At 70.9% G+C, this 23,557-nt stretch carries 24 protein-coding genes; 7 read left to right on the top strand and 17 right to left on the bottom strand.

Annotated elements, in window-relative coordinates:
- Together FY030_RS03125 and FY030_RS03120 are read right to left on the bottom strand one after the other, a co-directional pair.
- Positions 1-1,005, bottom strand: coding sequence for a tetratricopeptide repeat protein (locus tag FY030_RS03125; RefSeq protein WP_158060242.1), 1,005 nt, complete (start codon positions 1,003-1,005; stop codon positions 1-3).
- Positions 1,006-1,092: 87 nt separating this feature from the next.
- The gene (locus tag FY030_RS03120; protein ID WP_158060241.1) at positions 1,093-2,322 is read right to left on the bottom strand and encodes a hypothetical protein; all 1,230 of its coding nucleotides are present in this window, start codon (positions 2,320-2,322) and stop codon (positions 1,093-1,095) included.
- A 250-nt stretch (positions 2,323-2,572) separates the two neighbouring features.
- On the opposite strand from FY030_RS03120, the gene FY030_RS03115 reads away from it, so the two are divergent.
- Positions 2,573-3,829: an NRAMP family divalent metal transporter gene (locus tag FY030_RS03115; protein WP_158060240.1), complete on the top strand. Its 1,257-nt coding sequence runs from the start codon at positions 2,573-2,575 to the stop codon at positions 3,827-3,829.
- 11 nt (positions 3,830-3,840) lie between these two features.
- Here FY030_RS03115 and FY030_RS03110 read toward each other — a convergent pair whose 3' ends face one another.
- From FY030_RS03110 to FY030_RS03095, 4 genes are all read right to left on the bottom strand, one after another.
- A complete protein-coding gene (locus FY030_RS03110; RefSeq protein WP_158060239.1) occupies positions 3,841-4,356 on the bottom strand; it encodes a GNAT family N-acetyltransferase in 516 nt (171 codons plus the stop codon).
- 29 nt (positions 4,357-4,385) lie between these two features.
- Positions 4,386-5,354 carry a methylmalonyl Co-A mutase-associated GTPase MeaB gene (gene meaB / locus FY030_RS03105; protein ID WP_158060238.1) on the bottom strand — a complete coding sequence of 323 codons (969 nt, stop codon included), beginning with the start codon at positions 5,352-5,354 and terminating at the stop codon, positions 4,386-4,388.
- A gap of 14 nt (positions 5,355-5,368) precedes the next feature.
- Positions 5,369-6,577 (bottom strand): acetyl-CoA C-acetyltransferase, encoded by a 1,209-nt coding sequence (locus FY030_RS03100; RefSeq protein WP_158060237.1) that lies wholly within the window; start codon positions 6,575-6,577, stop codon positions 5,369-5,371.
- Positions 6,578-6,700: 123 nt separating this feature from the next.
- Entirely contained in the window at positions 6,701-8,242 is a 1,542-nt protein-coding gene (locus FY030_RS03095; protein ID WP_158060236.1) for an amidohydrolase, read from the bottom strand.
- A 92-nt stretch (positions 8,243-8,334) separates the two neighbouring features.
- On the opposite strand from FY030_RS03095, the gene mce reads away from it, so the two are divergent.
- On the top strand, positions 8,335-8,850 hold the full coding sequence (gene mce / locus FY030_RS03090; RefSeq protein WP_158060235.1) for a methylmalonyl-CoA epimerase: 516 nt from the start codon (positions 8,335-8,337) through the stop codon (positions 8,848-8,850).
- Positions 8,851-9,111: 261 nt separating this feature from the next.
- Here mce and FY030_RS03085 read toward each other — a convergent pair whose 3' ends face one another.
- Positions 9,112-9,432 (bottom strand): hypothetical protein, encoded by a 321-nt coding sequence (locus FY030_RS03085; protein ID WP_158060234.1) that lies wholly within the window; start codon positions 9,430-9,432, stop codon positions 9,112-9,114.
- Between the two features lie 20 nt (positions 9,433-9,452).
- The gene (locus FY030_RS03080; RefSeq protein WP_158060233.1) at positions 9,453-11,126 is read right to left on the bottom strand and encodes a 3-hydroxyacyl-CoA dehydrogenase family protein; all 1,674 of its coding nucleotides are present in this window, start codon (positions 11,124-11,126) and stop codon (positions 9,453-9,455) included.
- A 67-nt stretch (positions 11,127-11,193) separates the two neighbouring features.
- Here FY030_RS03080 and nucS point away from each other — a divergent pair, with 67 nt between their 5' ends.
- The 4 genes from nucS (at position 11,194) to FY030_RS03060 (ending at position 14,537) form a co-directional block, all read left to right on the top strand.
- On the top strand, positions 11,194-11,889 hold the full coding sequence (nucS, locus tag FY030_RS03075; RefSeq protein ID WP_158060232.1) for an endonuclease NucS: 696 nt from the start codon (positions 11,194-11,196) through the stop codon (positions 11,887-11,889).
- Positions 11,890-11,903: 14 nt separating this feature from the next.
- A complete protein-coding gene (locus tag FY030_RS03070) occupies positions 11,904-12,290 on the top strand; it encodes a GtrA family protein (RefSeq protein ID WP_158060231.1) in 387 nt (128 codons plus the stop codon).
- Positions 12,287-13,813 (top strand): gamma-glutamyltransferase, encoded by a 1,527-nt coding sequence (locus tag FY030_RS03065; RefSeq protein WP_158060230.1) that lies wholly within the window; start codon positions 12,287-12,289, stop codon positions 13,811-13,813. Before FY030_RS03070 ends, FY030_RS03065 begins: the two co-directional genes overlap by 4 nt.
- Before the next feature lie 82 nt (positions 13,814-13,895).
- Complete coding sequence (locus FY030_RS03060) at positions 13,896-14,537, top strand: cob(I)yrinic acid a,c-diamide adenosyltransferase (RefSeq protein WP_158060229.1); 642 nt, start codon at positions 13,896-13,898, stop codon at positions 14,535-14,537.
- Here the strand turns inward: FY030_RS03060 and FY030_RS03055 are convergent.
- Both FY030_RS03055 and FY030_RS03050 read right to left on the bottom strand, forming a co-directional pair.
- A complete protein-coding gene (locus FY030_RS03055; protein ID WP_158060228.1) occupies positions 14,534-14,962 on the bottom strand; it encodes a DUF2550 family protein in 429 nt (142 codons plus the stop codon). The two genes, FY030_RS03060 and FY030_RS03055, sit on opposite strands and share 4 nt — an antisense overlap.
- A gap of 7 nt (positions 14,963-14,969) precedes the next feature.
- Positions 14,970-15,248, bottom strand: a complete 279-nt coding sequence (locus FY030_RS03050; protein ID WP_158060227.1) for a F0F1 ATP synthase subunit epsilon — start codon at positions 15,246-15,248, stop codon at positions 14,970-14,972.
- A 149-nt stretch (positions 15,249-15,397) separates the two neighbouring features.
- Between FY030_RS03050 and FY030_RS03045 the strand changes: the two genes are divergently transcribed.
- Positions 15,398-16,627, top strand: coding sequence for an acetyl-CoA hydrolase/transferase family protein (locus FY030_RS03045; protein ID WP_158060226.1), 1,230 nt, complete (start codon positions 15,398-15,400; stop codon positions 16,625-16,627).
- A gap of 120 nt (positions 16,628-16,747) precedes the next feature.
- On the opposite strand, the gene atpD is transcribed toward FY030_RS03045, so the two are convergent.
- From atpD to atpB, 7 genes are all read right to left on the bottom strand, one after another.
- On the bottom strand, positions 16,748-18,205 hold the full coding sequence (gene atpD, locus FY030_RS03040) for a F0F1 ATP synthase subunit beta (RefSeq protein WP_158060225.1): 1,458 nt from the start codon (positions 18,203-18,205) through the stop codon (positions 16,748-16,750).
- A gap of 17 nt (positions 18,206-18,222) precedes the next feature.
- Positions 18,223-19,119, bottom strand: a complete 897-nt coding sequence (locus tag FY030_RS03035; protein WP_158060224.1) for a F0F1 ATP synthase subunit gamma — start codon at positions 19,117-19,119, stop codon at positions 18,223-18,225.
- Positions 19,120-19,208: 89 nt separating this feature from the next.
- A complete protein-coding gene (gene atpA / locus FY030_RS03030) occupies positions 19,209-20,840 on the bottom strand; it encodes a F0F1 ATP synthase subunit alpha (RefSeq protein WP_158060223.1) in 1,632 nt (543 codons plus the stop codon).
- 87 nt (positions 20,841-20,927) lie between these two features.
- Positions 20,928-21,746 (bottom strand): F0F1 ATP synthase subunit delta, encoded by an 819-nt coding sequence (locus FY030_RS03025; protein WP_158060222.1) that lies wholly within the window; start codon positions 21,744-21,746, stop codon positions 20,928-20,930.
- On the bottom strand, positions 21,746-22,312 hold the full coding sequence (locus tag FY030_RS03020) for a F0F1 ATP synthase subunit B (protein WP_158062600.1): 567 nt from the start codon (positions 22,310-22,312) through the stop codon (positions 21,746-21,748). The genes FY030_RS03025 and FY030_RS03020 overlap by 1 nt, the downstream gene beginning before the upstream one ends.
- An 89-nt stretch (positions 22,313-22,401) precedes the next feature.
- Positions 22,402-22,608, bottom strand: coding sequence for an ATP synthase F0 subunit C (locus tag FY030_RS03015; RefSeq protein WP_158060221.1), 207 nt, complete (start codon positions 22,606-22,608; stop codon positions 22,402-22,404).
- Between the two features lie 72 nt (positions 22,609-22,680).
- Positions 22,681-23,502 (bottom strand): F0F1 ATP synthase subunit A, encoded by an 822-nt coding sequence (gene atpB / locus FY030_RS03010; protein WP_158060220.1) that lies wholly within the window; start codon positions 23,500-23,502, stop codon positions 22,681-22,683.
- Positions 23,503-23,557: the final 55 nt, after the last annotated feature.

Here is a 23,557-nt window from a genome sequence, read left to right as displayed (position 1 = left end):
CTAGAAGAGCGCGCTCATCAGGGCCGACCGCGCCTTCTGCACGCGCGGGTCCTGGGGGCCGACGACCTCGAAGAGGCTGAGCAGGTGGGTGCGGGCGGCGTCCCGGTCCTTGTCCGAGGTCCGGCGCACGGTGTCCACCAGCCGGGCGAAACCGTCCTCGACGTGCCCGCCGACCACGTCCACGTCCGCGGCCTCGATCTGGGCGCTGACATCGGTGGGGTCGGCCGCCGCGCGGGCCCGGACCGCCGCAAGGTCGAGGGTGCTGGTCCGTTCCAGGAGCCGGACCTGTCCCAGTCCCAGCCGGGCCATCTCATCGGACGGGTCCTGCTCCAGCGCCTGCTCGTAGGCGGTGATGGCGGCGGCCCAGTCACCCCGGTCGATGGCGTCATAGGCGGCCTGGTGCAGGGGCGGCAGCTCCCCCTCCTCACCCGCCTCATCCACGGGGGCGTCGGCGGCGCCCACCTCCACGCGACCGGTGACGCCGTTGGCCACCGCCGCCTCGAGGAACTTGGTGAGCAGCTGGTCGACCTGGGCCATGGGCTGCACGCCGACGTAGAACGGCATCGGCTGCCCGCCGAGCAGTCCGATGACCACCGGCAGAGAGCTGACCTGGCCGAAGGCCTGCTGCAGCAGCGGGGTCAGCGCCTGCATGATGCCCGGGCTCGCGGCGAGGTCAGCGGCCGCCACCTGGAAACGTCCGCCCGAGCTGCGCGCGGCGTCCACCAGCTCGCGCAGGTGCTGGGCGGACTCTGGCGCCTGCGGTGACCACAGGACCAGCACGACGGGCGCAGTCAGGCTGGCGGTGACGACCGACTCGAAGCTGCTGTCGTCCATCGTCACCAGGGCGCCCTGGCGGCCGGGCACGGCGCCGGTCTCCGCCGGCCCAGATCCTTGCGCGGACGCTGCTGAGGGGGGCTGCTGAGTCCCGCCGCGCGGTCGCGCGCCCAGGCCGGACAGGTCGACGGCACCGCGCAGGGCGGCAGGGCTGAAGGGCTGCTGGGTCATGGTCCCCAGGGTATGCGCAGGGGCCGGGGCGGGACCAACCCGCTCCGGCCCCCTCACGACGTCCGTGCGGTTGGCTCGACTACCCGCTCACTCGCCCCAGGCGTCGACCAGCTGCTCGCGGGCTGCGATCATCTCCGGCTTGAACTCCACCTGATCCGAGGGTGCCCGCATCCCGATGAAGACCGTCGTGCGCAGCACGGCCTCCTGAGTGAGGACCGGGGTGTCCTGGAAGACCCGGAAGGTGTCCGGCGGATTGAGCTCGCTGCCGCCGTTGACCCGGAACTGGGTGTCGCGCAGCAGGGTGCCCATCACGAAGGCGCTGCCGTCGTCGAAGAGCAGGGTCTTGGTGTCCTCCGAGACCAGCCAGTTCTTCTCCTGCAGGGTGGCCTGGCCGGCGACGGCGTCCGCCTGGTTCTGGGCGGCGCGGCGCACCGTGGGGGCGTAACCGTGGGTGCGGTAGTCCGGGACGTCCTCGGGCTGGGGGTAGCTGATGTAGGACGCCACCGACTTCAGCAGGTCGCGCGGGGCCATCGTGAGGTCGCCGGAGCCGGAGCGCAGCACCGGGGAGCCGACCGAGCGGCGCTCGAAGCTGGGCAGCTCGGTGCCGGGCAGCATCGGGGCCTCCCAACTGATCCGGAAGTCGGCGCTCTCGCCGGTGCGGCTCTCGAGGAGGTGTAGCAGCGGCACGCTCCCCTCCTCGGGGACGGTCTGCACCAGGAGGAACATCGGCAATTCGCCGTCGTCCTTGCTGATCGCCAGGACGATAGGCTCGACCGGGTTGCGCTCCAGGTCGACCTGCGGCGGCTCTCCGTTGACCGACTCGAGCTGGTCGGCGGCCTCGTGGGCCGTGCGGACGTTGCCCATCATCGACTTGCGCTGCAGGTCGGTGATGTCCTCCCCGTCGCCCTGGTCGGCCTGGAACCGCGCCGTGAGCACGGTCTCGGCGACCTCCTCGGCCTCCTCCAGGGGGATGGCCGCGGTGATCTCGTCGGTCGCCATGGCCACCTCGGTGGTGGACTCGTCGTCCGCGGCACCCGCGGTCGTGGCCGCCTGGTCGGTGACGGCCGCATCGTCGCCGGCGGTGCTCGCGCCGTCGTCCGTGGTCGCGCCGTCATCGGTGGTCGTGTCGTCGCCGGCGGTGGTCGCGCCGTCGTCGGTGGTCGTGTCAGCGGTGGTCTCGGTGCTGTCGTCGGCCGGCGACGGGGTGGTCTGGGCCGCGGGGCCGACGCCCTGCTCCTCGGGGTCCTCACCCGAGCAGGCCGTCAGGACGAGGGCCGAGCTGAGGGTGGCCGCAAGGATCGAACGGGAGAACTTCATAACGAAACGGTAAACTTCTCAGGGCCAAGAATGAAATCAGCGAACACCCAGCATCCCGGCTGCGGCACCCGGCCTTCCCTCTGGCAGGGCGCTGACCTGCAGGGACAGCGCCAATCGGGCGTGAGCAGTTCCACAGAGTGACGCCCCCGGTCCAGGTGACCGCGGCCGCCTATCCAGGCCGGCTCCCGCCATCGCTGGTCGGACCGCACACGATGCGGTGGCGCTCCGAGACCTGGTAACCTGCCTGCCCATGTCGACGACGACGAGCCCGGCCCACGCACCGGGATCCCGGTGGGCGGCCGTCGGTCCTGGCCTGCTGATGGCCTCGGCCGCGATCGGCGCCTCACACCTGGTGGCCTCCACGCAGGCGGGGGCCTTGTTCGGGTGGCAGCTGGTGGGGCTGATCCTCGTGGCGAACCTGCTGAAGTACCCGTTCTTCCGGTTCGGGCCGCAGTTCACCGCCGAGTCCGGGCTCTCCCTCGTCGAGGGGTACGCCCGCAAGGGCCGGGGCTACCTCATCGTCTTCTTCATCCTGTGTATCTACTCCTCGGTGGTCTCTGCCGCAGGCGTGGCGCTGCTGTGCACGGTGATCCTCGCCTACCTGCTGCCGGCCAGCTGGGGACTGGGGGTGCCGCTGCTGGCCACCCTGCTCATGGGTATCACCTGGGCGCTGCTCGTCGGTGGCCGCTACAAGGCCCTGGACACGGTGACCAAGGTGATCCTGGTCGTGCTGTCCCTGTCGACCGTGGTCGCGGTCGTGATGGCCGCCTCGCAGGGGACGGTGCGTGAGCCGGGTTTCCTCGATCCCTCGCCGTGGAACCTGGCCACCCTGGCCTTCCTGGTGGCCCTCATCGGCTGGATGCCCGCCCCGATCGAGGTCAGCGCCCTGAACTCGCTGTGGATCCGGGCCAAAGCCCAGGACCGCACGGTACGGCCCCAGGACATCATCTTCGACTTCAACCTCGGTTTCATCGTCTCCACCGTGCTCGCGGTGATCTTCGTGGCGCTCGGCGTCTTCGTGCAGTACGGCAGCGGCGAGGAACTGCAGATGGCTGGCGGTGCCTACATCCCGCAGCTGATGTCCATGTATGGCGCCGCGATCGGCACCTGGGCTGTGCCGCTCATGGCGCTCATCGCCTTTGCCGCGATGTTCGGCACCGTGATCACGGTGGTGGACGGTTATGCCCGGGCCAGCGCCGAGTCGTTGCGGCTGCTGCGCCGCCGGCCCGACTTCAGCCGACGGGAGAAGAACCTCTGGATCACCGGCATCTCGTTGGCGGCGCTGGCGATCGTGCTGTGGATGAGTGCCGAGCTGGCCGACATGCTGCGGTATGCGATGATCAGCGCCTTTGTCACGGCGCCGGTCTTCGCCTGGCTCAACTTCTCCCTGGTCCGCCGCGGGCCCCGGCTCTCCCCGGCGCTGCGGTGGCTGTCCTGGGCGGGCCTGGTCTTCCTGGTCGGCTTCACCCTGCTCTTCCTGCTCACCCTGGTGGGGGCCGTCGGCTAAGGAGGTCCGGGTCAGTGCCGGACCATGCGCAGCTCGGTGACACCGTCGTGCCGGCCGGTGCTCTCGGTCCGGTCCAGGGTGAAGCCGTTGCGCTCGTAGAACCGGATCGCGCGCCCGTTGCCCCTGGCCACCCACAGGTAGGCCTCCCCCGGCCCCAGACCCTCGTCCATGAGCCGCTGGGCGATCCCGAGGCCGTGGTGCTCGGGGTGCACGTTGAGGGAGTAGAGCTGACGTTGGACCGGCCGGTCCTCGTCCCGGCCGGGCCCGAAGAAGATGAAGCCCACGGGCTCCTCGTGCAGCGTCGCCACCCAGAAGCCACGCCCGTCGTCCGGGATCGTGCCCTCGTCGTAGCCGCTGCCCACCGCCATCCAGGTTGCCGCGAAGCTTGACGGCTCCAGCGCGTCGAGCACGCGGTCCTCCATCAGCCCCCGGTAGGCCGACCGCCAGACGTGCACGTGCAGCGTGGAGAACGGCACCGTGTCGCTGCGGGTGGGGCGACGGATGAGGTAGTCCTCGACGTTCGTCATGCCCAGGGACGCTACCAGCGGGTGGTTGCTCAGCCAGCAACCCGGGAGACCACCTGGTCGGCGGCGGCATACGGGTCCAGCCGGCCGGCGAGCACCTCCTCGGTGGCCTCGGCGAGGGCCCCGTCGCCGAGCACCTCACCCATGCGCGCGCGCAGCCGCTGGAGCGCGATCGCCTCGACCTCCCGGGCCGCACGGGTGCGGCGGCGACGGTCCAGCTCGTCGTGCTCCTGCATCCAGGCCAGGTGCCTGTCCAACGCCTCGACCACCTCCTCACCACCCTCGTGGCGGTCGGCCACGGCCTTGAGCACTGGCGGGCGCCAGAGGCCGGGCTCGGTGCGGTCCCCCAGGGAGATCATCTGGCGCAGCTCGCGGACCGTGGTGTCGGCCCCGTCCCGATCGGCCTTGTTGACCACGAAGACGTCACCGACCTCCAGGATCCCGGCCTTGGCGGCTTGGACGCCGTCACCCATCCCGGGCGCGAGGAGCACCAGGGTGGTGTCAGCCAGCCCGGCGATCTCCACCTCGCTCTGGCCCACGCCGACGGTCTCGACCAGGATCACCTCGCAACCGGCGGCGTCCATCACCCGCAGCGCCTGCGGGGTGGACCAGGCCAGACCGCCGAGGTGCCCCCGCGAGGCCATCGAGCGGATGTACACACCGGGGTCGAGCGAATGCTCGCTTAGGCGGATCCGGTCACCGAGCAGCGCGCCACCGGAGAACGGGCTGGAGGGGTCGACCGCCAGCACCCCGACCCGCAGGTCGCGCTGACGCAGGGCGCGCACCAGCATCGAGGTGCTGGTCGACTTGCCGACGCCCGGGCTGCCGGTCAGCCCGATGATCCGGGCCTGCCCCGTGTGCGGCGCCAGCAGCGCCATCACCTCGCGCAGCGCGGGGTGGGCGTTCTCGACGAGGGTGATCAGCCGGCCCAGGGCACGCGAAGAGCCCGCCCTGGCCTGCTCGACCAGGGCGGGGACGTCGACCGAGCGGCGAGACCGCATACCAGGCGGTCGGTTCAGCCCTGGGACTGCGGGACGCGCACGATCAGCGCGTCGCCCTGCCCGCCGCCTCCGCACAGGGCGGCTGCGCCCGTGCCGCCACCGCGGCGCTGCAGCTCCAGCGCCAGGTGCAGCACGATCCGTGCACCGGACATGCCGATCGGGTGGCCCATCGCGATCGCACCGCCGTTGACGTTGACCTTCTCCGGGTCCAGACCCAGCTCCTGGGTGGACGCCAGGGCCACCACCGCGAAGGCCTCGTTGAGCTCGACCAGGTCGAGGTCGGTGGGCTCGATGCCCTCCTTCTTGCAGGCGGCCACGATGGCCCGCGAGGGCTGGGTCTGCAGCGTGGAGTCCGGCCCGGCGACCATGCCGTGGGCGCCGATCTCGGCGAGCCAGGCCAGGCCGAGCTCCTCGGCCTTGGCCTTGCTCATCACCACGACCGCGCAGGCACCGTCGGAGATCTGCGACGCCGAGCCGGCGGTGATGGTGCCGTCCTTGCGAAAGGCGGGACGCAGCTTGCCCAGGGACTCAACGGTGGTGTCCGGACGGATGCCCTCATCGGTCTTGAACTCGATCGGGTCACCCTTGCGCTGCGGGATGGGCACCGGGACGACAGCCTCCTCGAACAGGCCCTTCTCCCACGCCTGGGCAGCCAGCTGGTGGCTGCGCGCCGAATAGGCGTCCTGCTCCTCGCGGCTGAACTCATGCTGGCTGTCCGACTCGTTGGCCGCCTCGGTCAGGTTGCCCATGGCCTGGTCGGTGAACGCGTCCCAGAGGCCGTCGTAGGCCATGTGGTCGCGCGCGGTGACGTCGCCGTACTTGTAACCCTCGCGAGAGCGCGGCAGCAGGTGCGGCGCCTGGCTCATCGACTCCTGCCCCCCGGCGACGACGATGTCGGCCTCGCCGGAGCGCACGAGCTGGTCGGCGAGCGCGATGGCGTTGATGCCGGAGAGGCAGACCTTGTTGATGGTGAGTGCGGGCACGTCCATCGGGATGCCACCGGCGACGGCTGCCTGGCGGGCCGGGATCTGACCGGCCCCGGCCGTGAGCACCTGACCCATGATCACGTAGTCGACCTGGTCACCGGAGATCCCGGCCTTCTCCAGGGCGCCTTTGATGGCGATCCCGCCGAGGTCGGCGCCGGAGAAACCGGCGAGCGAGCCGAGCAGGCGACCCATGGGGGTGCGGGCGCCCGCGACGAGCACAGAGGTGGTGTCGGACATGGTCTTGCAGCCTCCAGCGACGGTGAGGGACGGTATGCCTTGCTCGCCACTGTAGTCCTGCTCGCGCGGTGACCCCACGTCGGTCCGCTGCCGGTGGCCTCCGCCGCGCGGCCCGAGAGCCGCCTACGCCTCGTGCACGACCTGCCCGTCCAGCACCGTCGCGGAGACGGTCATCTTGCGCAACCGGGCTGCCTGCTCCGCCGAGGTGCTCTGCGGGCCGTCGGCCCCGAGCGGATCGATGTCGAGCAGCACCAGGTCCCCCGGGGCTCCCGCACGGATCCGTCGTCCGTCCACGGAGGCGGCCAGCGCCTCGCGGGGGCTGATCTGCTGCTCCGGGTGCCAGCTCTCCTCCCCCTCGGCCCCGCGGTGCACGGCCGCCGCCATCGCCAGCCACGGGTCGAGAGGGGAGACCGGCGCGTCGGAGCCGAACGCCAGCTCGATCCCGGCGTCGAGGAAGCCGCGCAGGACGAACGTGCGGTGGGTGCGTTCGGGCCAGCACTGCTCGGTGACCGTGCGGTCATCGAGCAGGTGGGCGGGTTGGACGCTGGCCCGGACCGGCAGCCGGGACCACCGCTGCAGGTCGGTCAGGTCGACGAGCTGGGCGTGCTCGACCGAGCCGCCGGCCCCGGTGGCGGTGAAGGCGTCCAGGACGGTCGACACTGCGGCGTCGCCGATCGCGTGCAGCGCCGCCTCTAACCCGGCGTCGTGGGCGCGTTGCAGCAGCTCCACCAGCTCGTCGGCGGGCAGGTTGGGGGCGCCGTGCGCCAGATCCGGCTCCGCGGCGTCGGCGTAGGGCTGGCAGCACCAGGCGGTGCGGGTGTTCAACGAGCCGTCGGTGATGACCTTCAGCGGGCCCATCGTGACCAGGCCGTCGGTGGCCCGGATCGGATCACCGGTGCGCACCCCGGCGGCGATCACCGCGTCCAGGCCCTCGGGGTAGACGGCCGTCCGCGCCCGCAGCGGCGGTGTCTCCCCGGCCGTCCGCGCGCGCCACTGCAGCCACGGCTGACCGAACTCCAGGTCGACGATCCCCACGATGCCGCGGGCGTGGGCGGCGGCCACCGCCTGCGCCACCCCGAACTCGGCCTCCTGGGCCGCGCCCTGGAGCCGCTGCAGCCGGTCGTAGAGGGGGAACCACGCGCCCTCGGACACCACGCCGGTCACCATCGGCCCGCCGACCAGGCGCAGCGCTGCCGTGTTGAGCCAGCCATGGTGAGCGTCACCGGCGATGAGGGCCACCGGCACCTCCCCGGTCACGGCGTCCAGCGCCGCGACCGTGGGCCGCTCGTCCCAGCTGCCCGTCCGGTGCCCGTATCCCACCAGCATCCCGGTGGGGGTGTCGAGCCCGCCTGCGAGTCGGGCGGCCACGAGGCCGAGGACCTCCTGAGGCCCGCTCGTGCCAGAGGTGTCCAGCCGGGTGCGGCTCAGGCCCCACTGGACCATGTGGACGTGCATGTCCCACAGCCCGGGCACGGCATGCCGGCCCTTGCCGTCCAGCACGGGTATGCCGAGCGCCTCGACCCGCTCCCGGACCCCCTCCCCGACGGCGATGATCGCGCCGTCCCGGACCAGGACGTCCACGGGCTCCCCCGGGACGGGGGCCTGCTCGGGGAGGGGTGCGTCGAGGGCGACGAGACGCACGTCGCGCACGAGGAGGTCTGGCATGTCGCGCATGCTAGCCCCGGGACCCCGCCGTCCCCGCGCGGGCCCTACCGTGGTGCCAGACGACGATGGCCGATCCACCCGAGGAGACGCAGATGAACACCACACCCACCGGAGGCTCCGTGGACCGGCCGGAGGGCCGGCACCGCGACCGCGGCCCCGCTGACGACCTCTCGCCCTTCCTGCTGTGCGTCGACCACGTGGGCCTCGCGGTGCCCGACCTCGACGCCGCCATCGCCTTCCACTGCGAGGTGCTGGGCCACCGGCTCGTGCATCAGGAGACCAACACCGAGCAGGGTGTGCGCGAGGCGATGATCGCGGTCGGCCCTCCCGAATCGGAGGGCGGCAACGCGACGACGATGCTGCAGCTGCTGGCGCCCACCGGGCCCGAGTCCACGATCGCCAAGTTTCTGGACCGCAACGGGCCCGGTCTGCAGCAGCTGGCCTACCGCGTCAGCGATATCGAGGCGGCCAGCGCCCTGCTGCGCGAGCGCGGGCTCCGGCTGCTCTACGACGAGCCCCGCCGCGGCACCGCCGGCTCACGGATCAACTTCATCCACCCCAAGGACGCCGGCGGCGTGCTGGTGGAGCTCGTCGAGCCCGCGGGCTGAGCCCTAGCCGACCAGCTCGGCACCACCCAGCACCTGCCGGGCCAACAGCTGCCAAGCGGTGGTATAGGTGCCGGGGAAGGCCTCGTTGTGCAGTCGGGCCAGGGCCGGCAGGTCCGCGGGGATGGCGGCTCGGATGCCCTCGGCGGGCGGCGGCCATCCCTCGTCGCACCGGGCGCGGAAGACGATGTCGACCTCGCCGGCCGGCCACCCCCCGGGGCGTTAAGGCACGGTGCACCGCCGCCCGGCGAAGAACTCACCAGGTCAGGCGAACGACCCACCCGGACGCCGCCGCTCCCGTGCCGACCAGCAGACGGTGTGCCAGTGCCGACGGTTCTCCAGCTCCCGCATCGACTCAGCCGGCCAGACCACGGTGTGCGCGGTTCCGGCGCTCACCTCCTGCTGGCAGCCCGGACACAGGTAGCTCCGCCCGCTGTCGTTGGGCCGCACCTGACGGACCAACCACAGCTGACCCGCGTAGCGCACCTCGCCGACGCCGCCGCGCTGCACCGACGGGGGCAGGCCGCCCCCGGCCACGCCCTTGCGCGGCCGGCCGTGGCGGCGGGGTCGGTTGGAACGGCCCACAAGCGCGTCCCCGACGACCGTCAGCCGGTGAACGGCCGGTCCAGCAGGACGTGCTCGACCAGCAGAGGCGAGGGGGCGACAGCGTCGGCGGGCAGACCTCCGGCCGAACGCAGCTCCTCCAGCACCGCAAGCACCTCGTCGGCGCCGAGGTGGTCGACCATCGCGAACGGCCCGGCCGGGTAGCCCAGGCCGTACTGCAGCGCGGTGTCGATGTCCTGCACGCTGGCGTAGCCCTCGTCGAGCATCCGGACCGCATCCCCCAGGTGGGGCATCAGCAGCGCGTCGACGACCAGGCCGGCCCGGTCCTTGCAGACCACGGGCTCGGCCCCGATCCGGGTGACCACCTCGCGCAGCAGCGCCACGGTCGAGTCGTCGGTGGCGCTGGAGCGGCCGATCTCGACGACCTGGCCGTGGTGGGTCGGGGTGTGGATGCTCAGCACGGCAGCCTTCTCGGGCCGGCCGGACAACGCGCCGACGACGACGGCGGCGTCCGGGTTCACGGTCGCCAGGACCGTGTCCGGGCCCACGGCCGCGCCGAGCTGCTCCCAGAGGTCCTCGCCGGCCTCTTCGACCCACAACCCCTCCTCCTCCAGCTCGTCCTCGGCGGGCGCCTCGGGTGCCGCTGCGGCCTCGATGACCAGCCCCACGTCGGCCAGGCCGGCCAGCTCCTCGTCTGAACCCGGGTCGGTGACCCGGGTGACGGCATACCCTGCCTCCTGCAGCCGCGAGGCCAGCTCGTCAGCGACCTCACCGCCACCGACCACGCCGACGGCGCTTAGCCCGAAGCCCTCCGGCGCCGCGGGCGTCTGCTCGTCCTCGACCACCTGGCCGGACCCGGCCCTGGCGTAGGTGTAGAAGCCGCGCCCGCTCTTGCGACCGAGCAACCCGGCGGTCACCATCCGCTCCAGCATCGGGCTGGGCGCATGCATCGGCGAGCGGGTGTGGGAGTAGATCACGTCACCGATGTGATGGCAGACGTCCAGACCGACCAAGTCCATCAGCGTGCAGGGGCCCATCGGCAGGCCGGCTCCGACCCGCATCGCAGTGTCCAGGTCCTCACGGCTGACGTGGCCCTGCTCGAGCATCCGCAGCGCGGAGACGAAGTAGCCGAACAGCAGGTAGTTGGCCACGAAACCGGCGCGGTCCCCCACCACGACGGGCTTCTTGCCGATCCGCTCGGAAAGCTCGACGACCGCGTCGATGAGCGCGGTGTCCGTGCGGACCGTGGTGATGACCTCGACCAGCTTCAGGATCGGCGCCGGGTTGAAGAAGTGCAGCCCAACCACCCGATCCGGGTGCCGCGTCCCGGCCGCGATCTGGGTGATCGACAGGCTGGAGGTGTTGGAAGCAAGCACCGCGTCCTCGGCGATGATGTCGTCGAGCTTGGCGAAGACCTCGTGCTTGAGGCTCAGCACCTCCGGGACCGCCTCGACCACCAGGTCGGCGTCCTTGAGGTCTCCCAGGTCGGTGCTGATGGTGATCCGGTCCAGGATATGCGCTTGCCCGTCCTCGTCCAGCTTGCCCTTGGCCACGGCCCGGTCCGTGGAGGCCTGCAGGATGCCCCGGCCGCGGTCGGCATAGTCCTGCGTCGTCTCCACGCCGATCACCTGCAACCCTCCCCGGGCGAAGACCTCGACGATGCCGGCACCCATGGTGCCCAGTCCGATGACCCCGACGGTGGTGATCTCACGCATGGCCCGATCCTCTCAGACGCACCGGCGGCCGGGCCGGGCGAGGTAGGCGGTCCGTTAGGGTTGCCCGGTGCGTGTCGTCATCGCCCGCTGCTCGGTGGATTACCAGGGTGCCCTCCAGGCGCACCTGCCCCTGGCGACGCGCCTGCTCATGGTCAAGGCGGACGGGTCGGTGCTCATCCACTCCGACGGCGGCTCCTACAAGCCGCTGAACTGGATGGCCCCGCCGTGCACCATGGCCGAGCTGGAGCCCGACGACCTGGAGCGTCAGGAGGGCGTGCAGTCGATCTGGCTGGTCCGGCACGGCAAGCGCGAGGACACCCTGCGGATCCGACTGCACGACGTCCTCTCCGACACCTCGCACGACCTCGGCGTGGACCCCGGCTTGGTCAAGGACGGTGTCGAGTCCCAGCTGCAGGCTCTGCTCGCCGAGCACGTCCAGACTCTCGGTCTCGGCTGGACCCTGCTGCGGCGGGAGTACCACACCGCCATCGGCCCCGTCGACCTGCTGTGCCGCGACCGTGACGGCCGCACGGTGGCGGTCGAGATCAAGCGGCGCGGGGAGATCGACGGCGTCGAGCAGCTGACCCGCTACCTGGAGCTGCTCAACCGCGACCCCCACCTGGCACCGGTCGCGGGCGTCTTCGCCGCCCAGGTGATCAAGCCGCAGGCCAAGGTGTTGGCCACCGACCGTGGGATCCGTTGCGTCACCCTCGACTACGAGGCGCTGCGGGGCCTGGACGACGCCGAGTCCCGGCTCTTTTGAGCAGGCCAGGCTCGATGAGCGCCCTCGCCCGCTTCCTGGTCGTCGGCGTCGCCAACACGCTGGTCTACTACCTGCTCTACCGGCTGCTCCTGTTGGGCCTGGCCTACCTGCCCGCACACCTGCTGGCCTACGGCGTCGGGATCGTCTTCTCCTTCTTCGCCAACTCGCTCTACACCTTCCGGGTGCGTCCCACCTGGCGCCGCTTCCTCATCTTCCCGTCCACGACCCTGGTCAACTTCCTGGTCGTGACCCTGGGATCGGTGCTGCTGGTCGAGCGGGGTTGGGTCGACGAGCGCTGGGCGACCCTGCTGATGACCGTGGCGGCGGTGCCGGTGACCTTCCTGCTCACCCGCCTGGTGCTCACCTCGCGCCGCGGCGGTCGGGCAGAATCAGCGGCATGACCACCCGCGCTGCGATCGCCGCCCCCAACGCCTACGCGACGGACGCCGCCCGGCACGCGCTGGCCGAGGGCGGCACCGCCGTCGACGCCGCGATCGCGGCGATGCTGGTGGCTTCCCACACCGAACCGGGGATCATCTCGTTGCTCGGTGGGTGCTTCGTCAACATCTGGCCCAGCACCGGAGCTCCGGTGGTCATCGACGGCAACGTCGAGATGCCGGGGCGGGCGATGACCGACGACGCGCGCGGGAGGGGCCTGATCGAGGCCGCCTCCGAGTACGGCGGCGGCATGGTCACCTACGTCGGTCCCGGGTCGGTGGCCACCCCCGGGATGTTCGCCGCCTTGGGCGCCGCGCACCAGCAGTTCGGCCGGGCACCCTGGCGCGAGCTGGTGCAGCCGACGGCGGACCTGGCCCGGTCCGGTTTCCCCCTGGGCCGCATCTCACAGTCCTACCTGACGTTGGTCACCGAGACCATCCTGGCCTGGGACCCGGCCACCCGGGCCCTGCTCACCAACGCCGGGGAGCCCCTGCAGGTCGGCCATCGGATCGTCGACCCCGAGCTCGCGCAGACGCTGGAGCACATCGGTCAGGCCGGGGCCGCCGACGTCTACCGCGGCGACGTCGCGCGGGCAATTGACGCCGACATGCGTGCCCGCGACGGCCTGCTCTCCCTCGTCGACCTGCAGGCCTACCAGCCGGTCGTCCGACAGGCCCTGCGCAGCACCCTCGGGGACTGGGACCTCGCCTGCAACCCCCCGCCCTCGATCGGCGGGCCGGTGCTCACCGCCCTGCTCCGGCTGCTCAGCGCGGTCCAGGGCGACATCGACCCGGCTGAGGCCGCGCAGGTCATGCGGGACGTCCTGGACATCCGCCTGGACCGGATCGACACCGCCGAGGACCTCGCGGCCGCCGGTGCCGAGCTGCTGCAGACCCTGCACGAGATCGGCGACACGGGGCTGCCCACCTCCCCCTCCACCGCCCACGTCTCGGTGGTGGACGAGCACGGTATGGCGTGCGCCCTCACCGCCTCGGCCGGCTATGGCTCCGGCATGACCATCGCCGGGACCGGGCTCATCGCCAACAACGCCCTCGGGGAGCTGGAGCTGAACCGGCGCGGTCTGCACGCGCTGGCTCCCGGCGCGCGGCTGGCCTCCAACATGGCGCCGACGACCGCCCGACGCAGCGACGGAGGCGTGCTGGCGATCGGCACCCCTGGCGCCGACCGGATCACCACCGCCCTGGCCCAGGTGCTGATTCACCTGGCCCGGCACGGCGAGGACCTGCAGACCGCGACCGACCGCCCCCGGATGCACCCACGCCGCCTCGAGGACGGCAGCACCAGGATCGACCACGAGCAGGACGCCGAGATCGCCGCGTCGCTGGACGCCGCGGGGATGGTGCGGCACGAGCACCCCCGGTTGGCCATGTACTTCGGCGGCGTCAGCGCCGCCATGCTCTCCCCGGGCGGTGGCCTGCTCGCGGCCGCGGACCCACGCCGTGAGGCGGCCACCCTCGTCACCTGACCGGGCGCCCTGCGGCTGACCGGACGCACGTCCCTGCGACGGGGCCGCATACCCGACTCGCTCATCTGGCACGATCGGGGCCATGGTCAACCTCACCAAGATCTACACCCGCACCGGCGACGACGGCACCACGGCCCTGGGCGACAACGGGCGCACCCGCAAGACCGACCCGCGGCTGGTCGCCTACGCCGACACCGACGAGGCCAACTCGGTCCTCGGGGTGGCCCTGTCCAGCGCCGACCTGCCACCCGAGGTCCGGGAGACCCTCACCAGGGTGCAGAACGACCTCTTCGACGTTGGCGCCGACCTGTGCATGCCGCTCCGCACCAGCTATGAATGGGAGCCACTGCGGGTCAAGGCCGAGTGGGTCGATGAGCTCGAGGCCGACTGCGACCGCTACAACGAGGGGCTGACCACGCTGCGCAGCTTCATCCTGCCCGGGGGCACGCCCGGCTCGGCGCACCTGCACGTGGCCCGCACGGTCGTCCGGCGCGCCGAGCGCTCGTCCTGGGAGGCGCTGGAGACGTATGGCGACCAGCCCGCTGGGGAAGGGGCAGGCAAGGGCGAGGGCGGCGTCAACCCGTTGGCCGCGAAGTATCTCAACCGGCTCTCGGACCTGCTCTTCATCCTGGCCAGGGTGGCCAACACGGCGGGCGAGGGCGATGTGCTGTGGCGCCCCGGCGGCGGCCGGGACGAGGCGCCGGAGAGGCGCCGCCGGACCTAGGCGACCTGGCTGTTCCAACCGGGGGGAACGGCCTCGATCCAGGCCCGCAGCGCGGTGTAGTGGTCCTCGGCGAGGGCCAGCTCGAAGCGGGAGCCGAAGTAGCTGACCGGGACCTGGATCTGGCCGTCGCACCCCAGCGCCCGCGCGGACTCCTCGTCGAGCGGGGTGGAAACGCCCAGGTCGAGGTTGCCGCGCTGCCACGGGCCGACAGAAAGGCCGCCTGGTCCACGCAGGACCAGACGGCCGGAGATGAAGCGGAGGGTGCCGCGGCACCATTGGGTCTGACCCTCGGCGCGATAGGCGGCCGGCATGGTCATGGTGGAGGCATGCCGCTGCCCGACGAGCCGGTAGGCGCCCAGGAGCAGTCCCAGCAGAAGCATGCTGCCGAGGACGGCGAGCAGCACCGGGGACAGCAGCTCCGTCATCGTCGGGTCAACCGGTGGTCGTGGCCAGGTTGCCGGCGTCCACGTGCTCGGCCACGATCACCACGCGGTCGTTGTCGACCGAGAGGAAACCGCCGTCGATCGTGACTGTCTGGGCACCTCCGCCGGTCTTGATCCGCACCTCGCCGGCGACCAGCACGCCCAGCAGCGGGCTGTGGCCCGGCAGGATGCCCAGTTCGCCGTCGACGCTGCGCGCGCTGACCTGCTGCGCCTCGCCCTCCCAGACCTGACGATCGGCGGCGACGAGCTCGACGTGGAGTGCACTCACGAGATGATCCCTTTCCAAGGTGTGCGACACGTCCAGTCTAACGGCCTGTGGTTGCCCGCCAGGACGGGTGCCGTTCCACCCTTCCGGACGAGGTCGTGCCGCGGGGGCCCGGCTGCTTCCGGCGTGGTGCGGAAAGGCAGGATGAGGTGGTGATCACCATCGACACACCAGGCCTGGCCCGGGCACTGCACGCCCTCCCCGACAATCCCCGCGTCGTGGTGTCCGGCAACCACGTGATCCCGTGGGATCTGGTCGAGGTCGTGGACCGGACGCTGGAGCGTTACACCCTGCACGCACTCAACGGGCCGGCAGGCCTCCCGGACCGGGACGGGGTGACCCTCGAGACCAGCTTCGTCGGTCCGGGCCAGCGACGCAGCCCCCGCCTGCGCTACGTCCCCTCCCGGCTGTCGCTGGTGCCCATGCTCTTCCGACGCACCCTGCCCCCGGACGCCGTGCTGCTGCACTGTGCTCCCCCACGCGACGGCGTGCTCTCCTTAGGCCTGGAGGTCAACGTGCTGCCGGCGGCCCACGAAATGGTGCGGGAGCGGGGCGGCATCGTGGTGGCGCTCATCAACGACCAGATGCCCTACACCTACGGCGACGCACTCATCCCCGTCGAGCAGGTGGACTACGCGGTGCACACCTCTTCGCCGCTGGCCGCGGCCGGTGCCGCGGCCCCCCTCGGCCAGGACGCGCTGGAGATCGGCCGCCGCGTCGCCGAGCGGGTGCCGGAGGGCGCCACCTTGCAGATGGGCATCGGGGCGGTGCCGGACGCCGCGCTGGCGGCCCTCACCGGTCACCACGGCCTGCGGATCTGGACCGAGATGTTCTCCGACGGGGTGCTGACACTGGACCGGGCCGGGGCCCTGGACGACGGTCACCCGCTCACCACCTCCTTCCTCTTCGGCTCCCAGGAGCTCTACGACTGGGTGGACGGCAACCGGCGGGTCACCATGCTGCGCACCGAGCGCGCCAACGACCCGGCGTTGATTGCCCGGCAACGGATGATGACCTCGATCAACACCGCGCTGGAGGTCGACCTCTTTGCCCAGGCCAACGCCTCACGGATCGACGCCCGCATCCACAGCGGCACCGGCGGGCAGACCGACTTCATCGTCGGTGCGCTGCACTCCCCGGGTGGCCAGGCGATGATCGCCCTGCGCTCCTGGCACCCCAAGGCGGACGTGTCCACCATCGTGCCGTTGCTCGACGAGCCGGTGACCTCGGTCCAGCAGTCCGCGGTCGTCACCGAGCACGGCACCGCCCTGATCTGGGGCCACTCCGAGCAGGACCAGGCCGCGGGTCTGATCGAGAGCTGCGCCCACCCGCGCGTCCGCGACGAGCTGTGGGAGGAGGCCCACCACCTGGGCCTGGCCTGAGGGGACTCAGCCCCTGACCGCGCACGACAGCGTACGGCGGCGCCTCGCCGCCCACCCTGACGACGAACGGGCCCGGTGCAGGTGCACCGGGCCCGGTCGTCGGGCCGAATCAGCAGCCGGTCAGCTGTTCTTCTCCAGCTCCGCGGCGTTGCGCTCGACGTCGTCGAGGCCACCACACATGAAGAACGCCTGCTCCGGCAGGTGGTCATAGTCACCGTCGGCCACCTTGGTGAAGGCCTCGATGGTGTCGGCCAGCGGCACGGTCGAACCCTCGATGCCGGTGAACTGCTTGGCGACGTAGGTGTTCTGGGACAGGAAGCGCTGGATGCGACGGGCCCGTCCGACGAGGATCTTGTCCTCCTCGGACAGCTCGTCGATGCCCAGGATCGCGATGATGTCCTGCAACTCCTTGTAGCGCTGCAGGATCGACTTGACCCGCACCGCGGTGTCGTAGTGCTCCCGGGCGATGTACCGCGGGTCGAGGATCCGGCTGGTCGAGGCCAGCGGGTCCACGGCCGGGTAGATACCCATCGAGGCGATCGGGCGGGACAGCTCGGTGGTCGCGTCCAGGTGGGCGAAGGTGGTCGCCGGGGCCGGGTCGGTGTAGTCGTCGGCCGGCACGTAGATGGCCTGCATCGAGGTGATCGAGTGGCCGCGGGTGGAGGTGATCCGCTCCTGCAGCGTGCCCATCTCGTCGGCCAGGTTGGGCTGGTAGCCCACCGCCGAGGGCATCCGGCCCAGCAGCGTGGAGACCTCGGAGCCGGCCTGGGTGAAGCGGAAGATGTTGTCGATGAAGAGCAGCACGTCCTGCTTCTGGACGTCACGGAAGTACTCCGCCATCGTCAGCGCGGACAGCGCCACGCGCAGGCGGGTGCCCGGCGGCTCGTCCATCTGGCCGAAGACCAGGGCGGTCTGCCCCAGGACGCCGGCCTCCTCCATCTCCACGATGAGGTCGTTGCCCTCGCGGGTGCGCTCGCCGACCCCGGCGAACACCGACACACCACCGTGGTCGCGGGCGACACGGGCGATCATCTCCTGGATGAGCACGGTCTTGCCCACGCCGGCGCCGCCGAACAGGCCGATCTTGCCGCCCAGCACGTACGGGGTCAGCAGGTCGATGACCTTGATGCCGGTCTCGAACATCTGGGTCTTGGGCTCCAGCTGGTCGAAGGCCGGGGCGGCGCGGTGGATGCCCCAACGCTCCGAGATCTCCAGGGTCTCCCCCTCCGGCAGGTCCAAGACGTCACCGGTGGCGTTGAAGACGTGCCCTAGGGTCACGTCGCCGACGGGGACGGTGATGGGACCACCGGTGTCCTGCACGCTCTGGCCGCGGACCAGGCCGTCGGTGGGCTGCAGCGAGATGGCGCGCACCATGTTGTCGCCGATGTCCTGCGCGACCTCAAGGTTGATGGTCTTGGTCTCACCGCCCAGCGTCACCTGGGTCTTGAGCAGGTTGTAGAGCGCGGGCATGCTGCCCGGGGGGAACTCGACGTCGACGACCGGGCCGATGATCCGGGAAAGCCGACCGGCGGCACCCTGGGTCTGCTCCGTCTGCGGAGCTTGCGTGGTAGCAGTCATGGTTTCGTGCTTCCTTCTCACTTGGCGTCGGCGAGGGCGCTCGCGCCGCCCACGATTTCGCTGATCTCTTGGGTGATCTCGGCCTGGCGGGCCTGGTTGGCCAACCGGGTGTAGGTCTTGATGAGCTCCTCGGCGTTGTCCGTCGCCGACTTCATCGCCCGCTGGCGGGCAGCCAGCTCGGACGCGGCGGACTGCAGCAGCGCGTTCCAGACCCGGGAGGTGATGTAGCGGGGCAGGAGCGCGTCGAGCACCTCCTGCGGGTCCGGCTCGAACTCGTACAGCGGGTGCACGTCCTCGCTGCGGGGACGCTCGTCCGCGACGACCTCCAGCGGCAGCAGGCGGGTGACGGTCACCTCCTGGGTCACCATGTTGATGAACCGGGTGTAGACCAGGTGCACCTCGTCCACCCCGCCCTCCTCGGCTCCGGTGATGAACTCGGACACCAGCCGCTGGCCGATCTCCCGCGCCACCTCGAAGTAGGGCGCGTCGGAGAAGCCGGACCAGGACTCGGCGAACTCCCGGCCGCGGAAGCGGAAGTAGGTCTCCGCCTTGCGCCCGGTGAGGAAGGGCACGGTCTGTATCCCGCGCTCCTGCAGGTGCTCACGCAGCTGCTCGGCCCGCTTCAGCACGGTGGCCGAGTAGGCACCGGCCAAGCCCCGGTCGGAGCTGATGATCAGCGCCGCTGCCCGGGTGGGGTTCTCGCGCTGCAGCGTCAACGGGTGCTCCACCTCAGCGTGGCTGGCCACCGCGGACACGGCGCGGGTGATCGCCCCGGCGTAGGGGGACGTCGCCGCGACCCGCTGGCGGGCCTTGACCACTCGCGAGGCCGCGATGAGCTCCATCGCCCGGGTGATCTTCTTCGTCGACTGGACGGACCGGCTGCGCTGGCGGTACTCCCGCTGCTGCGCTCCCATATCTCGCCTCTCTCGTTCGTTCGTGGGTGGTGCTGATCGGGTATGCCGTGCCCCGCCCGGCTCGGGCGGGGCGCGGCATCACCGGACGGTCAGTGACGCTGGACGGTGATCTGGGCCTGGTCGTCGTGCTCGCGCCCGTCGACGTCTTCCTCGCTCGCCTGGATCTCCTGGCTGGAGTCCGGGGAGAACTCCTGCTTGAACGCGGCCATCGCCTCGCCCATCACAGCCTCGGCGTCGTCACCGAGCTTGCCGGTCTCCCGGATGCCGGCCAGCAGACCACCCTGCTCGCGGCGCAGGTAGTCGACCCACTCGGACTCGAACCGGCGCACGTCGGTCACCGGCACGTCGTCGATGTGGCCCTTGGTGCCGGCCCAGATGATTCCCACCTGCTCCTCGACCGGGACCGGGGAGGACTGCGGCTGCTTGAGGATCTCGACCATGCGCGTGCCCCGCTCCAGCTGCGCCTTGGACGCGGCGTCCAGGTCGGAGGCGAACATGGCGAACGCCTCCATCTCGCGGAACTGGGCCAGGTCGACCTTGAGCCGGCCGGAGACGCTCTTCATCGCCTTGATCTGCGCGGCACCACCCACGCGGGAGACGGACACACCCACGTCGATGGCCGGCCGGACGTTGGAGTTGAACAGGTCGGCCTGCAGGTAGATCTGACCGTCGGTGATGGAGATGACATTGGTCGGGATATAAGCCGACACGTCACCGGCCTTGGTCTCGATGATCGGCAGGCCGGTCATCGAGCCGGCGCCCATCTCGTCGGAGAGCTTGGCGCAGCGCTCCAGCAGCCGGGAGTGCAGGTAGAAGACGTCACCCGGGTAGGCCTCACGACCCGGCGGGCGTCGCAGCAGCAGGGACACGGCGCGGTAGGCCTCGGCCTGCTTGGACAGGTCGTCGAAGACGATGAGGACGTGCTTGCCCTGGTACATCCAGTGCTGGCCGATGGCCGAGCCGGTGTACGGCGCGAGGTACTTGAAGCCGGCGGAGTCAGAGGCGGGGGCCGCCACGATGGTGGTGTACTCCAGGGCGCCGGCCTCCTCCAGGGTGCTGCGCACCGAGGCGATGGTCGAGCCCTTCTGGCCGATCGCGACGTAGATGCAGCGGACCTGCTTCTCAGGGTCGCCGGACTCCCAGTTGGTCCTCTGGTTCAGGATCGTGTCGATCGCCACCGCGGTCTTGCCGGTCTGCCGGTCACCGATGATCAGCTGACGCTGGCCCCGGCCGACGGGGATCATCGAGTCGATCGCCTTGATGCCGGTCTGCAGCGGCTCGTGGACCGACTTGCGCGCCATCACGCCAGGAGCCTGCAGCTCCAGGGCGCGGCGGTCGTCGGTGGCCACCTCGCCCAGGCCGTCGATCGGCTCACCCAGCGGGTTGACGACGCGACCCAGGTAGCCGTCACCGACGGCCACGGACAGGACCTCCCCGGTGCGGCGGACCTCCTGGCCCGACTCCAGGCCGGAGAAGTCGCCCAGGACGATGACACCGACCTCGTGGACGTCGAGGTTCAGCGCCAGGCCCAGCGTGCCGTCCTCGAACTGCAGCAGCTCGTTGGTCATGACCGAGGGCAGGCCCTCGACGTGGGCGATGCCGTCGCCGGCGTCCACCACGCGGCCCACCTCCTCGCGCGAAGCGGCGCTCGGCTGGTAGGACTGGACAAAAGTGTCCAGGGCGTCCCGGATTTCCTCCGGACGGATCGAAAGCTCCGTCATCTCATCTCTCCTGCTCGTCTGCCCGGTGCTGCGGGCCGGTGGTCTGTCGCGGTAGTCGGGGGTCGGTGGGGTGGGTCGGTCGGCTGGTCAGCTGGTCATCTGGCGCCGGGCTTGCTCCAACCGGTGGCTGACGGTGCCGTCGATGACCTCGTCACCGATCTCGACCCGGATGCCGCCGACGACGCTCTCGTCGATGACGACGTTGGTGTGGACCTGGCGGCCGTACTGGCGGCTGAGTGCGCCGACGAGCTTCTCGTGCTGCTCGTGGGTGAGCGGGACGGCGCTGACCACGGTGGCGGTCACCTGTTGCTGCCGCTCCGCGGCCTGCTCCAGGTAGGCCGCGACCGCACGGTCGAAGCGGCGCGCCCGCAACCCACCGGCGGCCTGGCGGGCCAGGCGCACGGTCTCCGGAGCGGTCTTGACCGCCAGCAGCCGGTCCACCAGCGTGACCCGGGCAGCCGGCTCGGCGCGACGGTCGCTCAGCGCGGCCTGCAGGTCCACGTCACCCTCGACGATCCGGGAGAACCGGAACAGCTCGTCCTCCACCTGACCCAGGCGGCCGTGGCGCTCGGCATGGGCCAGGACGGCCTCGACCCCGAGCCGCTCCAGAGCGTCCGCGAGGACACCCGGGCCGGCCCACCGTTGGGCGGCGACGGCCTGAGTGACCTGCAGCGCCCCCTGGCCGATCCGGCCGGACAGCAGCCGCTCGGCCAGCCCGGCGCGGTCGACACCCTCACGGGAGGGGTCGGCCAGGCTGCGGCGCAGGGCGGCGTTGCCGTCCAGGAGCCGGGCGACGGCCCAGAGCTCGTCGCCGACGTGGGCAGCGTCGCTGCCTGCCTCGTCCTGAAGCACCTGCTCCAGCGCCGCACGGGCGCCGTGGTAGGAACGTCGGAAGGCGGTGTCCATCAACGAGCCTGCCCGCTGCTGCCCACCTGCTCGGGGCTGATGGCCCCGGAGTCCAGGTCGGTCAGGAACCGGTCAACAATGCCGCGCTGACGGGTCTCCTCGTGCAGCGACTCGCCGACGATCCTGCTGGCCAGGTCGGTCGAGAGCCGGCCCACCTCGCCGCGCAGCGAGATCATCGCCTGCTGACGCTCAGCAGCGATCTGCTTGTGCGCGGTCTCGGTGATCCGTGCGGCCTCAACGTTGGCCTGCTCACGCATCTCCGCGATGATCTGCGCGCCCTGCTCCTTGGCGTGCTCGCGGATACGGGCCGCCTCGGCTCGCGCCTCGCCCAGCTGATCCTCGTACTGCTTCTTGGCGGCGGCAGCCTCGGCCTCGGCCTGCTCGGCGCGCTGCATCCCGCCCTCGATCGCGTCCGTCCGCTCGCGGTAGACCTTCTCCAGCCGGGGGTTGATCACCTTGGCGAAGAACAACAGGAAGATCAGGAAGAAGATGACCGAGACGATCAGCTCGGGCAGGTAGGGCACGATCGGGCTGGCGTGGTACTCGGGGTAGTCCGACACCGCCATCAACGCCGCCTCGGCAATGGGTTGCACTGTGGTCTCCTCGTGGTGCTGCGCGGCGGGCTGCCGCGCAAGAAGTTGCGGGGCGGGCTGGGTCAGCCAGCGATGAAGAAGAGGACCAGACCGAAGATGGCCAGCGCCTCGGCGGCGGCGAAGCCGATGATGGTGAACGGACGCAGCAGCGGCGCCGACTCGGGCTGCCGGGCCACCCCGTTGAGGTAGGCGGAGAAGATCAGACCGACGGCCAGGGCCGGGCCGAGGGTCGCCAGGCCGTAGCCGAGGAGGGTGATGTCACCAGTCATTGCAGCATTCTCTTTCTCTGTCGGTTCCGGAGGCGGTCGCCGCCGGAGATCGGGGGTCGTGCGGTGGAAAGGTCAGTGTTCGTCCGCGACCGCGGCGCCGATGTAGGAGGCGGACAGCAGGACGAAGACGTAGGCCTGGATGGCCTGGATGAGCATCTCGAAGACGAAGACGCCAAGGCTCGCGATCCAGGCCGGGAAGGCCAGGACGCTGTAGATGCCACCGGTCTGGAACATCTGCCAGGCGCCCAGGGTCAGCACCAGGACGAGCATGTGCCCGGCGAACATATTGCCGAACAGTCGCAGCGCCAGCGTCAGCGGCCGGGTGATGAAGAAGGTCATCAGCTCCAGCAGGAAGACGATCGGGACCATGACGACGGGCAGGCCCGGGGGCACCATGAACTTGAAGTAACCCAGGAAGCCGTGCCGCTTGAAGCCGATCGCGTGGTAGAGCACGTAGACGATAAGCGTCAGGCCGGCCGCCATCCCGACCCGGCCGAAGGTGGGCAGGTTGATCATCGGGATGATCCCGGCCCAGTTGTTGAAAAGGATGACGATGAAGACCGAGAACAGGAACGGCACGTAGGGCAGGAAGTCCTTGCTGCCGATCATGTCGCGCGCCACGCCCTCGCGGATGAAGCCGTGCGCCTGCTCGGTGACCCACTGGCCCTTGGACGGCACGACCGCCACCTTGCGGGTGCTCAGGTGCAGCCAGACGCCGATGGCGACCATGGTCAACGCCAGCACCACCATGGGGCGGGTCAGGGCGATGGTCATCTGCTGACCGAACAGCTGCACCTCCCCGAAGACCACGAGAGGCTGCCAGAAGGTCGACGGCGTCGGGGGGAAAGAAGAATCGGCCGCGACGACAGACCCGGCTAGGGCGGTCAGGCTCACTGCTGCTCCTCACACAGGTCACGAGGACGAGGGGACTGGATCACAAACTCGCAGA

This window comes from Ornithinimicrobium pratense, from assembly GCF_008843165.1.
Lineage (GTDB): Bacteria > Actinomycetota > Actinomycetes > Actinomycetales > Dermatophilaceae > Ornithinicoccus > Ornithinicoccus pratensis.
This window is presented reverse-complemented; position numbering and strand designations above follow the sequence as displayed.